The 13,602-nt window shown below is 51.6% G+C and carries 11 protein-coding genes and 1 tRNA gene; 5 read left to right on the top strand and 7 right to left on the bottom strand.

Annotated elements, in window-relative coordinates; genetic code table 11:
- The first annotated feature begins 5 nt into the window (after window positions 1-5).
- Together sbcD and sbcC are read left to right on the top strand one after the other, a co-directional pair.
- Window positions 6-1,259, top strand: coding sequence for an exonuclease subunit SbcD (gene sbcD, locus Q8O77_RS18740; protein ID WP_305556910.1), 1,254 nt, complete (start codon window positions 6-8; stop codon window positions 1,257-1,259).
- Window positions 1,256-4,240 carry an exonuclease subunit SbcC gene (sbcC, locus tag Q8O77_RS18735; protein ID WP_305556909.1) on the top strand — a complete coding sequence of 995 codons (2,985 nt, stop codon included), beginning with the start codon at window positions 1,256-1,258 and terminating at the stop codon, window positions 4,238-4,240. The genes sbcD and sbcC overlap by 4 nt, the downstream gene beginning before the upstream one ends.
- Here the strand turns inward: sbcC and Q8O77_RS18730 are convergent.
- The 3 genes from Q8O77_RS18730 to Q8O77_RS18720 all read right to left on the bottom strand — a co-directional run bounded on the left by Q8O77_RS18730 (window position 4,233) and on the right by Q8O77_RS18720 (window position 8,230).
- Entirely contained in the window at window positions 4,233-6,533 is a 2,301-nt protein-coding gene (locus Q8O77_RS18730; protein WP_305556907.1) for a bifunctional diguanylate cyclase/phosphodiesterase, read from the bottom strand. The genes sbcC and Q8O77_RS18730 overlap by 8 nt on opposite strands.
- 129 nt (window positions 6,534-6,662) lie before the next feature.
- Window positions 6,663-7,403: a YdiY family protein gene (locus Q8O77_RS18725; protein ID WP_305556904.1), complete on the bottom strand. Its 741-nt coding sequence runs from the start codon at window positions 7,401-7,403 to the stop codon at window positions 6,663-6,665.
- 2 nt (window positions 7,404-7,405) lie between these two features.
- Complete coding sequence (locus Q8O77_RS18720; RefSeq protein ID WP_305556902.1) at window positions 7,406-8,230, bottom strand: mechanosensitive ion channel domain-containing protein; 825 nt, start codon at window positions 8,228-8,230, stop codon at window positions 7,406-7,408.
- A gap of 160 nt (window positions 8,231-8,390) precedes the next feature.
- Between Q8O77_RS18720 and Q8O77_RS18715 the strand changes: the two genes are divergently transcribed.
- From Q8O77_RS18715 to Q8O77_RS18705, 3 genes are all read left to right on the top strand, one after another.
- Window positions 8,391-8,466, top strand: a tRNA-His gene (locus Q8O77_RS18715).
- A gap of 124 nt (window positions 8,467-8,590) precedes the next feature.
- Window positions 8,591-9,133 carry a DUF1285 domain-containing protein gene (locus tag Q8O77_RS18710; protein WP_305556900.1) on the top strand — a complete coding sequence of 181 codons (543 nt, stop codon included), beginning with the start codon at window positions 8,591-8,593 and terminating at the stop codon, window positions 9,131-9,133.
- Between the two features lie 125 nt (window positions 9,134-9,258).
- The gene (locus tag Q8O77_RS18705; protein WP_305556898.1) at window positions 9,259-10,542 is read left to right on the top strand and encodes an amidohydrolase family protein; all 1,284 of its coding nucleotides are present in this window, start codon (window positions 9,259-9,261) and stop codon (window positions 10,540-10,542) included.
- A gap of 18 nt (window positions 10,543-10,560) precedes the next feature.
- Here Q8O77_RS18705 and Q8O77_RS18700 read toward each other — a convergent pair whose 3' ends face one another.
- From Q8O77_RS18700 to Q8O77_RS18685, 4 genes are all read right to left on the bottom strand, one after another.
- The gene (locus Q8O77_RS18700; RefSeq protein WP_305556896.1) at window positions 10,561-11,016 is read right to left on the bottom strand and encodes a DUF2489 domain-containing protein; all 456 of its coding nucleotides are present in this window, start codon (window positions 11,014-11,016) and stop codon (window positions 10,561-10,563) included.
- Between the two features lie 2 nt (window positions 11,017-11,018).
- Window positions 11,019-11,567 carry a Der GTPase-activating protein YihI gene (gene yihI / locus Q8O77_RS18695; protein WP_305556894.1) on the bottom strand — a complete coding sequence of 183 codons (549 nt, stop codon included), beginning with the start codon at window positions 11,565-11,567 and terminating at the stop codon, window positions 11,019-11,021.
- 53 nt (window positions 11,568-11,620) lie between these two features.
- The gene (locus Q8O77_RS18690) at window positions 11,621-12,172 is read right to left on the bottom strand and encodes a class I SAM-dependent methyltransferase (protein ID WP_305556891.1); all 552 of its coding nucleotides are present in this window, start codon (window positions 12,170-12,172) and stop codon (window positions 11,621-11,623) included.
- 697 nt (window positions 12,173-12,869) lie between these two features.
- Window positions 12,870-13,496, bottom strand: a complete 627-nt coding sequence (locus Q8O77_RS18685; protein ID WP_305556889.1) for a cytochrome c — start codon at window positions 13,494-13,496, stop codon at window positions 12,870-12,872.
- Window positions 13,497-13,602 lie beyond the last annotated feature (106 nt).

Genomic DNA, 13,602 nt, shown 5'->3' with positions numbered 1-13,602 from the left:
CCGGTATGCTTTCGCCACGAAATTCAGCGATTATTGGCATTATGCGCATTTTGCACACCTCCGATTGGCATTTGGGCCAGCATTTTATCGGCCGCAGCAGGGCGGCAGAGCATCAGGCATTTTTACACTGGCTGGTAGTGCAGGTTACCGAATTGCAAATAGACGCCATTATTGTTGCCGGTGATATTTTTGATACCGCCACTCCACCCAGTTATGCCCGCGAGCTATACAATCAGTTTATCGGCGCCTTGCAAAGCAGCCGCTGCCAGTTGGTGATCTTAGCCGGCAACCATGATGCGGCAGCGGTGCTGAACGAAAGTAAAAATCTGCTGCAGTATCTTAATACGCAGGTGTTTGCCGGTGGCAGTGCGCAGCTGTCAGAACAATTGCTGGTGCTGCAGGATCAGCAACAGCAGCCGGCGGCGCTGTTGTGTGCGGTGCCGTTTTTACGCGCCCGCGATCTGCTGCAAAGCCGGGCCGGACAAAGTGCTACCGATAAACAGCAGAGCCTGCAACAAGCGATAGCAGAGCATTATCAGCAGCTGTATGCGCTGGCACAGCAGTACAATACGCAACACCGCTTGCAACTGCCAATCATTATGACCGGCCATCTCACCACCTTAGGCGTAAGCCGGTCTGAGTCGGTACGCGATATTTATATCGGCACCCTGGAGGCCTTCCCCGCTGATGCCTTTCCGGCAGCAGACTATATTGCGCTGGGGCATATTCATCAGCGTCAGCAGTTAAATGCCGCCAGCGATATCCGTTACAGCGGCTCGCCTATAGCATTGAGTTTTGATGAAGCCGGCCAGCAAAAGCAGCTGTGGCTGCTGGAGTTTGATGGCGGCAAAAAAACCGTTACCAGCCTGGCTGTGCCGTGTTTTCAAGCCTTGTGCAGTATTAAAACCGACCTGGCCGGGGTGCCGGCTAAAGTGCAGCAGGCTGTCAGTGCGTTGCCGGCAGGGGAAACCCTGTGGTTAGAGCTGGTAATAGCAGAAACCGATGCCTATCTTTCTGACTTACAACAAAGGGTAGAGCAGTTACTACAAGACTTGCCGGTAGAACTGTTACGTTTGCGTCGGCAGCGCACTAATCAGGCGGCCGGTTTAACGGTAGCGGCACAGCAAAGCCTGGCCGAGCTGTCTGCGACAGAGGTATGGCAAGCCAGGCTGGAAACAGAATCGCTGAGCGCGGAACAACAGCAGCAGTTAACCAGCCTGCATCAGCAGGTGCTGGAAAAGGTGCAGGAGGCGCAGTGAAAATTCTGTCGGTACGGCTGCAAAACCTGAACTCACTGCGCGGCGAATGGCTTATAGACTTTCGCCAACCGCCGTTTAACCAAAGCAGTATTTTTGCCATTACCGGCCCAACCGGTGCCGGTAAAACTACCATCCTGGATGCGATTTGTTTGGCGTTGTATCACCAGACGCCAAGGCTGAAAACCTCGCCCACCAGCAATGAGCTGATGACGCGCCATACCAGTGAGTGTTTGGCTGAAGTCGAGTTTGAAGTGGCAGGGGTTGGTTATCGGGCGTTTTGGAGCCAGCGCCGCGCCAGAGGCCACAGCGACGGCAACCTGCAGGCAGCGAAAACCGAGCTGGCCAGGCTGGACGGCACTATTTTGGCAGAAAAAACCAGCGATAAACTGCGGCTGGTTACCGACATAACCGGGCTGGATTTTGGCCGCTTTACTAAATCTATGCTGCTGGCGCAGGGCGGCTTTGCGGCATTTTTAAATGCCGATGCCAATGAACGTGCCGAACTGCTCGAAGAGCTTACCGGCACTGATATATACGGCCGTATTTCACAGCAGGTGTTTATTGACTGCCGTGAGCAAAAAAGCCAATTGGAGTTGCTGCAAGCCAGAGCCGGCGCAGTAGAGCTGTTAAGCGAGGAACAACAACAAGCGTTAGCGGCAGAGCTGGCAGGGCTAAAAACTGCACTGGTGCAACAGCAACAGGCTGTGGCAGAGCAGCGCAAGTTGCTGCAATGGCGTGAGCAGCTGAGCAGTGCAGATCAGGAGCTACAGCGCGCGGAGCAGGAACTGCAACAAGCAGTCGCCGATTCTGCTGCGCATCAACCGCAACTGATCAGATTACATGCTCATCAGCCGGCCAGTAAGCTGGCGCCGCTGTACAGCGCCATGCAGGCACAGCTGGTGCAGCAACGACAATATCGCGACGAACAAGCTACGCTGACAGCTGCGTTGGCACAGGCATCGACACAGCAAGCAATGCTGTTATGGCAGGGTATGCAGCAGTTGCAACAGCAGCTGCAGGCTAATATGCAGCAGTTGCAACAGTTGCAGACACAGCAGCAACAAGGCCAACAGCAACAAGTCGCGTTAACCGCGCAGCGCTCTGAGCTGAACGCCGCGGCACAGCAGTTAACAGCACGGCTGGACGGTGTTGCTTTAGACAGCCTGCGCCGTGAGCAACAGCAGCGCCGTGAGCAGCAATATCGCCTGCAGCAGTTACAGCAGCAATTGCAACAGCAGCAAAAGCTGCAACAACAGTACAGCGCCTTGCAGCAGCAACTTAATACAGCAGAGCAGGCACTGCTGCCGGTTAGCGCGCAGCTGAGCGCCCTGCGCCGGCATTACCCGATACTGCTGGAACAGATCCGCGATAAAAAGCAGTTATTGCAGCAGCAACAACTGATTATGCAGTTATCCGCCCATCGTGAGCGTTTACAGCCGGAGCAACCTTGCCCGCTGTGCGGCGCTACCGAGCATCCGGCGGTCAGTGCTTATCAGCAGCTGAATAGCAGCGCAACGGAGCAGGAACTGCAAGCGTGTGAAGCAGAATTAGAACAAACCAGGCTGCGCGGTGAGCAGTTAAATAAGACGGAGTCGGCCCGCCAGGCGGAAATAACCCAGCTGCAGCAGCAAATAACCCGGCTAAGTGCTGATTTAACCGGGCTTACAACGGCAATAGAGCAAGCCGCACCAGGTTGCACGGAACAGAGTATCGCCACGACGCTGCAAGCTTTGGCGACAGAGCTGAACAGCGCAGAGCAAAACCTGAATCAGCTGGAGCAACTGCAACAACAGCAACTGCAGTTAACACAGCAACTGCAGGACACAGAGCGACAGCAAACGGCTTTGCAACACCGTCTGCAGTTAGAGCAGCAGCAAAGCCTGCGCCTGGAAGAGCAACAGACTGAACTTGACGGCCAGCACCGGCACTGGCAGCAGCAGTGGCAGGCGATGGAGCAGCCGGAACCTGCAGCGGCTGCGCCGGCCACAACGCTGGCTGAGCTAACGGCCGCTTTACAGCAGTTACAGCAACAAGTACTGCAATGGCAGGGGCAACAGCAGGTGCTGCAACGCCAGCAGCAACAGTTGGCACCGCAGTTACACCAGGCAGAGCGGCAATGGCAGCAAGCGCTGGCTGAGAGTAATTTTGCCAGTGAAGCCGATTTTAACGCGGCGCTGCTTAGTGATACCGAGCTTGCCGGCTTGCAGCAACTACAACAAAACCTGCAGCAAGCGCAGGCGTCAGCCGCGCGGTTGCTGGCAGACCGGCAGCAGCGCCGGCAGTTGCTGGCGCAGCAGCAGTTAACCACGCTAGCCTCCGCAGAGCTCAGTGCAGCGCTACAGCAACAAGAGCAGCAGGTGCAGCAGCTAACGGAGCAGCAGGGACGGTTGCAGCAGCAACTCAGCAGTGATGGCGAGCGGCGTGACGCACAGCAACAGCTGTTGCAACAGATTGCGGCGCAACAACAGCAGTATGAACACTGGCAGCGGCTAAACAGCTTGATTGGCTCGGCCGATGGCGCCAAATACCGCCGCTTTGCCCAGGGGTTAACGTTGCAGCAGCTGATTGTTTTAGCCAACCGCCAGTTGGCACTGTTGCACAATCGCTATCAGTTAGCCCGCCACAGCGAGGCTGAGCTGGAACTGGTGGTACTGGACACCTGGCAGGCCGATAGCCAACGGGATACCAAAACCTTGTCCGGCGGTGAGAGTTTCCTGGTCAGTCTGGCCTTAGCTCTGGCTTTGTCAGATTTAGTCAGCAACAAAACCCGTATTGATTCGCTGTTTTTGGATGAAGGCTTCGGTACCCTGGACGCGGATACGCTGGACAGTGCGCTCAATGCGTTGGATAACCTGCATGCCAGCGGCAAGATGATCGGTATTATCAGCCATGTAGAAGCATTAAAAGAGCGGATCCCGCTGCAAATAAAAGTAGAAAAACAGCAGGGCCTGGGCTATAGCCAAATTCGCATCGTTAGTTAGCGTGCTGTTGCCACAGTGCGGTAAATTCGGCGGCGGGCAAAGCTTTACTGCAGTAAAAGCCCTGGTAGTAGTCGCAGCCCTGTTGTTGTAAAAACGCCAGTTGCCCGGCCGTTTCCACGCCTTCTGCCAGCACCTTGAAGTTCATGGTATGCGCCAGCGCAATAATGGCGCTGACAATTTGCTTGTCGTCATTAGCCTGTGGGATATGCTCTATAAAACGCCGGTCAATTTTCAGCACATCCAACGGTAGCCGTTTCAGGTAGGCCAGTGATGAATAGCCGGTACCAAAATCATCAATCGCCAGCCGTACACCCAGGCTGCGCAGCTGTTGCATGGTGGTTACAACCTGCTGCTCGTCCAGCATCAGCGCGCTTTCGGTCACTTCTAACTCAATAAGATGTGCCGGTACAGCAGTTTCCGCCAATACCTGTGTTAGCTGCGCCAGTAAGTCGCCTTTACTGAATTGTTGCGCTGAGACATTAATAGCCAGACTGAACGGCGCTATGCCTTTATCCTGCCAACGTTTAAGTTGCTGACAGCTGTGACGGATAACCCATAGCCCTAATTCATGGATCAGACCGCAACTTTCCGCCAGGGCAATAAACACTGTGGGTGATACCTGTCCAAGTTGTTGATCGTGCCAACGCAACAACACTTCGGCGCCTGTTATACGGCCGCTACTGATTTCTATCTGAGGCTGGTAATAGCATTGTAATTGCTGCTGCTTCAATGCGTTACGTAGTTTGGCTTCCATCAGCACGCGCTGCCGCGCCTGCAGGGTAAGTTCATCAGAATAAAATGCCACATTATTGCGTCCACTGCCTTTTACTTTATACATGGCAGCGTCAGCTGCTTGCAGTAGTTCGTCGCTGGTAGTGCCGTGCTGCGGATAGCTGCTGATACCAACAGAAAGCGCGGTCATCACTTCACTGCCGTTAGTTAAAATACAAGGCTGTTGCAACTGCTGCATCAGCTGCTGTGCCAGTTGCAATAGTTGGGTTTCTGTCATCGCCGCTGTAACCAGTAGCGCAAACTCATCGCCGCCAAGCCGGGCGAGAATATGCCCCGGTGTACAGCAACGCAGCAAGCGCTGACTAACCTGTAGCAGCAATTCATCACCGGCACTGTGGCCAAAGCTGTCATTAATGTCTTTAAAATTGTCCAGGTCCATCAGCAACAGTGTGCAGTGGCCGTTGGCTGTCGCAGCCTGCTGAATAGCTTTATCAACACTGTGGCTGAAGTTGCGCCGGTTGGGTAATTGCGTAACGGCATCAAAATTTGCTAATAAAGCCAGCTGAGCTGCCTGTTGTTTGCGCTCGGTTAAATCTACATCGATACAATATATTTGTGGCTCGCCGTCCGGCAGTTTTACCACAGCATGGCCGGAAAAAACCGCTACCATGCTGCCGTCTTTGCGCTGTAACAGCAACTCTTCCGACGGCACGGCTACACCGGTGGCCGCCATCTGCGCCATGGCGGTACCAACGGCCTTGTGCATGGGGGGCGGAATAATCAGGTCGAGTAAATTTTGGCCAATGGCTTCTTCGTTGCTATAGCCGTATATTATTTCGCTGGCTTTGTTCCAATAGATGGTTGTACCGTCGGCGTTATAGCCCTGGATGGCAATTTGCGGTGTATTGTCGAGCAAGGTACGAAACCGTAGCTCATTCTCTGCCAGTTGTTGCCGGATAGCACGTTGTTGGCTGATATCATGGATCACGGAGATAAAATAAGCCCTATCAGCGGAGCGGACAATGGCAACCGATAGCCTGGCCCATAGTGTTGTGCCATCTTTGCGCAAATACCGCTTCTCCAGCGTATATTCATCTGCCTTGCCGTCAATCAGCGGCTGCAATGCCTGCAGATCTTTATCTAAATCCAGCGGGTGGGTCAGCTGTTGAAATGTCAGCTGTGTCAACTCTGCGTAGGTAAAGCCCAGCATTTGACAAAAGGCACGGTTTACCTGCAATAACTCACCTTGTAACGACACATGGGCAATACCGGCGGCGGCGTAGTCGAAGGTATCCCTTAACGCCCGCTCTGATGCCCGCAATGACTTGGCATAGTACTGCTTTTGGCTAAGCAGAAACCACGCCAATGCCGCTGTCAGGCTGACGTAGAAATACCCTTTGTAGCTCTGGTACTGTGTCAGCGCAGCGGCATCGCTGATCATTAACGCCAGTACCCGGTCACTGCCGCCGATCCACAGTAAGCCGAAAGCAAGATAAACTGCGGCGCCAAACCATGGCCGTTGCAACAGGGAGGGGGAAAGCTTTTGCCTGGTTGTTGTCATTACACCTGCTCAATACCCGATAATGTATTTGCAATAGCAAGCATAGCGCAATTATGCGAATGGCAAGGTGAAATGGCTGCAGATCAAGCTGTTGATAACAAAGGGCCCGCATTGCGCGGGCCCGGTAGTTTAGAACGAGTAAACCAGTGTCAGTGAGGTTTGCGTGTCGGTTTTCTTTTTATCTGCCGGCACGTCGGAGTCATTTTGGATCAGGAAGGCTGCTTTCATTTGCAGTGAACCGTTAATCTTGGCCAGCAGTGAGGTCTCGGCAATGGCACGGGTGTTATCGTCACCGTATTCTACGCTTAACGTCTGGCCAAAGCTGGCCGATTCGCTGATAGTCCAGTTAAACGCTGCTGCGCCACGCACTATCATGCCGCTTTCTGTTTCGCCGGTAGAGCGCTTGCCACTGAAATAACCCGGACCGATTTCGACATCCAGCGATTTATCTTCGGTGTTATACAACCTGGTACCATAACCTACCGCTACTGTGGTGTACTTCAGGTAGGCGCCGAATTTATCATCGGTGTAAGAACCAAACACAAATAACTTATCAAACTCATTGTCCAGTTTATACGCGGCTTTGCCGGAAATCAGGTAACGCTCCGCCGAGCGCTCGGTGACCTTGTCGCCGTTATCATCCTCTTTCTCATCTTCTTTAAAGAAAGCGCTGAAAATATACTGGTTACTCCATTGCTGCAGCTCCTGCCTGGCATCAATTTTACCGGTAATCGAGGTACCCACGGTGTTGCCTGAGGTAGTAATGGCACCCAGTTCAGCTGAGGTGGTCCATACTTTGTCACTGCTGTCATCCGCGATAGCGGAAAAACTGCCGGCAGCCAGGGCGGCTGCCAATAAAGAATACTTCATGCTTACTCCTGCTTATCTTGCTTAATATGTACATCCATTTGCGGAAACGGAATACCGATACCCTGTTCATCAAACGTCAGTTTTACCTTCTCTAGCGTATCCCAGTACACGCCCCAATAGTCGGCGGAGTTAACCCAGGGCCGCAGATGGATATTAACGGAGGAATCGGCCAGTGCGGCTACCGCAATAACCGGCGCCGGCTCTGCTAATACCCGGCTGTCTTGCTTAATAATGTCGGTAAGAATTTGTTTGGCTTTACGTAAGTCGGCGTCGTAACTGATGCCGATTAGCAAATCAACGCGGCGGATTGGCTCTGCAGAGTAGTTGGTAATGGCGCCACCGGTAATTTGCGCATTGGGTACTATCACCAACTTGTTATCCGGTGTTTTCATAATGGTTTGGAATATTTCAATTTTATCTACAGTGCCTGTAATGCCGCCGGCATCGATAAAATCACCGGATTTAAACGGCCGGAACAAAATGATCAAAATACCTGAAGCAAAGTTGGCCAACGAGCCCTGCAATGCCAAACCTACGGCCAGACCGGCTGCACCCAGGATGGCAATAAACGAGGTGGTTTGCACGCCAATTTGTGACAGCGCCATAAGCGCGGTGGCAATAAAAATAATGACGTAAACTATACTGCAGACAAAAGACACTACGGCTTTATCAACACCACGTGACAACAGCGATCTTTCGAGAAAACGCCGTACGCCTCTGGCAATAAAGCGACCGATATAAAAAATAACAATAGCGGCAATTATTTGCAGCAGGTACCCGAGCAGTACTTCGTGATTTTCCTGAAATAACTTGTTGATTTCATCCATAGTATCGTCCTTCTATCTGGCCTGAAGCAGGCAAACAGCCGAAATAATAGCATAGAAAACAGTGGGCCAGGCTTAAAAGCCGGCACAAATTATTAACCTGATAAATCGGGGAAAAAACTTGGTCGTGGCGGAAAAACCGGATAAAATAAGCAACTCAGCGGTGATTGTAGCTCAGTTGGTAGAGCCCCGGATTGTGATTCCGGTTGTCGTGGGTTCGAGCCCCATCAGTCACCCCACTTCTTTGCCCCCCGTTCACTGCCATACTTAGCTCAATATTCAGTCGGCATTTTGCCGCTCTTATGCCATCCGGGCTGCAACTTTGCTAAGCTGGTACTACCTGCTTAGTCTGTAGATAACGCCATGATTGATCTCACCTCGTTGCAGCAACAGTTACAGCAAACCGACATGCCGCCGGTGGAAAGCTGGCAGCCGCCGTTTTGCGGTGACATCGCCATTCATATCGATGCAGAAGGGCGCTGGTATTATCAGCACAGCCTGATCCAGCGCGACGCGCTGGTAAAATTGTTTGCCTCTGTGTTGTTGTATCAAGACCAACAGTACTTTTTACAAACTCCGGTAGAGAAAGTACGTATCAGCGTGGCCGATGCGCCGCTGTTGATCACCGACTGGCAATGGCAAGCAACAGATAACGGCAGGGCGCTGCTACTCAGCACTAACTTACAGCAGCAACTGGTGGTGAGTCCGGCTAATCCTTTATTGTTGCGGCAAGATCCGCAGCAGCAATTGTTACCTTACCTGCAACTGTGGCGTGGCTTACAGGCCAAGCTTAGCCGTAATGTTTATTATCAACTGGCAGACCAAGCCAGCGCGGTTTTTTGTAATGGCCAACAGCATTATCAGCTGAAAAGTGGCGGCTATCCGTTCAGCTTCGCTATAGTATGAATAAATAAAGCGCCGGCTTACCTGATGGTCTGCAAAAACCGGCACTTTGTCTCAACTCGCTTGTTGAATATTACAGCTCTGTTATCACTGCTTAACTACCCACAATGTAAGAAGGCTGCAATAAAATGAAAAAAACGCCCGTTGCACTGCTGCTTGGTACCCTGTTTGCCAGCTCACTCAGCCATGCCGCCACCTTGATCCACGCCGGTAAGCTGATTACCGCAGAAGATGGCAAGGTGCTGACTAACCAGACAATAGTGGTAGAACAAGACAAAATTACCGCGCTGGAATCCGGGTTCAGACCGGCAACAGCAGAAGACACGCTGATTGATTTACGCAGCCATACCGTTATGCCCGGCCTGATGGATATGCATACGCATTTTTATACCCAGTTCAGTCCTACGGTATATTCTGAAGGCTTTACCATGAATGAAGCTGACTATGCCCTGCGCGGCGCCACCTTTGCTGAAAAAACCCTGCTGGCCGGTTTTACCACAGTGCGGGAGCTGGGCGATAACCATCAAATTAGTACTGCGCTGAAAAAAGCCATCGCTAAAGGCTATATTGACGGCCCGCGTATTTTTGCCGCCGGTAAATCTATCGCCACCACGGGCGGACATGCCGATCCAACCAACGGCATTGCCTTTGCGCTAATGGCGGATCCCGGGCCAAAACAAGGTGTGATTAATGGCGCAGATGACGCGCGTAAAGCCGTGCGCCAACGCTATAAAGAAGGCTCTGATCTGATCAAGATCACTGCTACCGGCGGCGTGCTCAGTGTGGCGAAAAGCGGCAGCAATCCACAGTTTACCGATGAAGAACTGGCCGCTATTGTCAGTACTGCCAAGGACTATGGCATGAAAGTGGCGGTGCATGCGCATGGTAAAGAAGGCATGGAACGGGCAATCAAGGCCGGGGTCGACTCGATTGAGCACGGCACCTATATGGATAAAAGCACCATGGCGCTGATGCGTAAGCAAGGCACCTATTTTGTGCCCACTATCAGCGCCGGCAAATGGGCAGAAGAAAAAGCGGCTATTGCCGGCTTTTTTCCTGATCTGGTGCGACCAAAAGCGGCGACGATCGGTGGCAAAATTCAGCAAACCTTTGCCGACGCCTATAAAGCCGGGGTGAAGATTGCCTTTGGTACTGACGCCGGGGTATTTGAGCATGGCAACAACTGGCGCGAGTTTATCTATATGACAGAAGCCGGCATGCCGGCACTGGAGGCTATCCACAGTGCAACCATTGAAGGTGCCCGTTTGTTAGGTGTTGCCGATGAGTTGGGCAGTATTAAAGTGGGAAAAATTGCCGATATCATTGCTGTTCCGGGCGACCCGCTGCAAGATATTAACCGGATGGGCGAGGTGAGCTTTGTTATGAAAGCCGGCCAAATATACCGGCAATAAGGTGCTATAGCCGGCCGGTTATTCCGGCTGGAAGCGGGCTAATAAGGCCGCAGTATCGGCAAGGATAAACTCTTTTAAGTCTTGCTCTGCTTGTAGCCTGACGTCATCCTGTTGCCGCGTCAGCGCTTTATCCTGCTGTTTGCGTGCTTTGTGGGTTGGCATATCTTTCACTACCTGATACATCCGGTGCAGCCCTGGATAGCTTTGCACCGGGTCCGGTTTATGTTCCGGTACCAGATGATCAAGCAATACCCATAACCGCAGCGCACCTTCCGACAACTCGCATTGCTGCTCCAGCATAGCTTTACAAATCAGCACGATACTGTCGCGTAAATATTGCTCTTTCTCTGCTTTACTCTGTTGTTGCCGCTTAGTTTGCTGCTGTAGCTGCCACAACAAACGGCCGGCATAAAATGCCAGCGCAGCCACGATAACTGCCGCCCCTACCAATAACATCAGCGTTGTATTGCTCAATATCAGTCCTCGTCACCTAATAAGTCTTTGCGCCAATCTTTACTCTCAAATGCTGCCAGCGGATCAATATCGTCGTCAGTGCCATCGCCCAAGCCCAGTGCATCCATTAGCTGCTCCAGCCTGGCTGTTTTAGCATTAAAATATTTTGCGTCTTTACCGGTCAGGAGCTCGTTGTTTTCCACCCGTTCCAATAACTGCTGCAGATAACTGTCGTTTTCTATCAGCGCCAGTTCCTGTTCCGGTGTCAATTCAACGGCTTTGGCTTTAGCCAAACTGGCTTTGGGTTGCAGCAGCACCTGCGGTTGTTGCGGTTTTTCCGCCACCGGCGTTAGTGAAATGGGCGTCTTGCTGCCAATACGTTTGTCTTTCTTGCCAGACTCCTTTACGGCCTCAGTTTTTATCGCCGCAACGTTATTGCGGTTACCTGATTTCAGGCCGGATCCCTTTTTCTTGGTTTCCTCTTTGGGCTCGCGGGTTTTGCGGGCATCTTCCGCTGACAAATGGCGTAAACCATTCGGGCCGGCGGAGCGGGTTTTTTTCTGACGAGTCATGTTTGTTACCTGTAAAAAAGGGCGCACATTTTAACCAGTTTTGCGCCGAAACACTAATGCTTTCGCTGTTGCAGTATCACCACATCATTATCGGCGATATTTAGCGTAAAACCGTCACGCTTCGCCAGGTAGGCAAAGGTGTCGGCCGAGAAAAAACTGACATGGGTTGGATCCAGTTTGTAGTGCCAGCCGGCAAAGGCGGCGGCAGTGGTATAGCGCTTGGTCATAATAGCCAAAGTGCCACCGGGTTTTAGCAGCTTCAACCACAGCGCCCACTCCTGTGCCGGGTTAACAAAATGCTCTATGGCCTCGCTGCAGCTGATAAAGTCGTAGTGTTGTTGTAGTACAGCCGCATCAGCGGCAAAGTAAGGGTCCCATACTGCCATATGCTGGCCGGCTTCACGCAGCATTTGCGCCAATAACGGCCCGGGGCCACAACCAAAATCCAGCCCCGACAAACCGGCTGCCGGCAGACTGCGTAGTAAAGGTGCTGCCAGGCGCAGCAAAAACTGCCGGTAACCCGGGTCTTCAAGGTTATTTTCGTGCAATTGATACTGCGCCAACTCTTCGGCGTCAGACAGTAACGTTGTGCGATCAGCAAACACCAGTTGGCACCGTGCGCACTGAAAATAGTAACGGCGGTTGTCCTGATGAAAGGGGTGGATACTGCTGGCGTGACAAAGTGGGCAACGGTTATTTGGCATAGTGTAGGAGGCTAAACTGACTAAAAGAAAAAGGGCGATAAGATGTCTTATCGCCCCGGATATATTTGTGTCAAGTGGACACTTCTCTCATTCGCTGTCATCTTCCTGATGTTGCTTCAACGCCCTGTCTGTTCTTATTCCGTGTGTTATAGCGCCTTCCTGGCAATCTATTTTATTCTTTACGATCTTCCTGATACTTTCGTAATCATCCCTGAGCGTGAAACCACGCAGCACATCGTCCTGATGTGACTAAAACTAAGGCACCGCGCACTTGCGTACTGGTACTATTACTTCCCTGCGGCTAGTCCCTGTTTTATTTCGTTACAAAGTGTAACTGCTGATTAATTTACTCTGATCTGCTCAGATGGCAATACATTGGCGGAAAAAAAAACGTTTCTCAGTTGAACCAAGTATTTATACTAATTAATTTCAACAAGTTACAAATAACGCATTGTACAAAAAAAGTTCAATAAAAATGTAATGCCGGCTATTTTCTTACAAGCCTTGTGAGATATATCTCACAAAAATTGGCGGCATGCATAAAAAAACCGGCGATGAATGCCGGTTTTTTTGCGATTAAAGCCATAATCAGCGGGTTTTAATGTAAACCGCCCAGATACTGTGACAGTACTTCGATATCGTCATCGGTCAGCTTTTTAGCAATATCCTGCATCATACCGTTCAGGTCGTTCGCACGCTGACCACTGCGGAATTCCGTCAAGGTGGTTTGCAGGTAATTAGCATGCTGGAAAGAAATCTTCGGGAAACCACCTAAACCTGTGCCGGCGCCGCGTGGGCCATGACAGGCGATACAGGCTGCGATACCGCGATCGGCATCACCGCCACGATACAGTTGTTCACCACGGGCAATGACATTTTCCGGCGTAGTGCCTGATTTCATTTTTTGTGAGGCAAAGTAAGCCGCCAAATCTTTCATGTCCTGGTCTGACAGCGCCGCAACCATACCAAACATAATACTGTTATTGCGACCTTGCTTACCTGCGGTTTCCATACCTTGTTTGTAGTCACGCAGCTGTTTATACAGGTAAGGAGCATGTTGGCCGGCGATTTTAGGATACATATCCACCGCACTGTTACCGTCTGCACTGTGGCAAGCTGCACATACTGCTGATTTTGCTTTGCCTGCTTCGGCATCACCGTCAAACGCCTGGGCTGTTCCGATTAGACCGAATAACAGCGTCAGTGGAAGTAGAATTTTTTTCATTTTTTATCCGTCTCTGTCCGCATTAAACCGCCAGCATACTGGCAACCAAGTGTAATAACCCTAATTTTTATGCCTATTTTACACGAAACTGCCCAAAGTAAAATCC

It is taken from the genome of Rheinheimera sp. (genome assembly GCF_030690345.1).
Classification (GTDB): domain Bacteria; phylum Pseudomonadota; class Gammaproteobacteria; order Enterobacterales; family Alteromonadaceae; genus Alishewanella.
The sequence above is the reverse complement of the archived record's forward strand: the minus strand, read 5'-3'. Positions and strand labels throughout refer to the sequence as shown.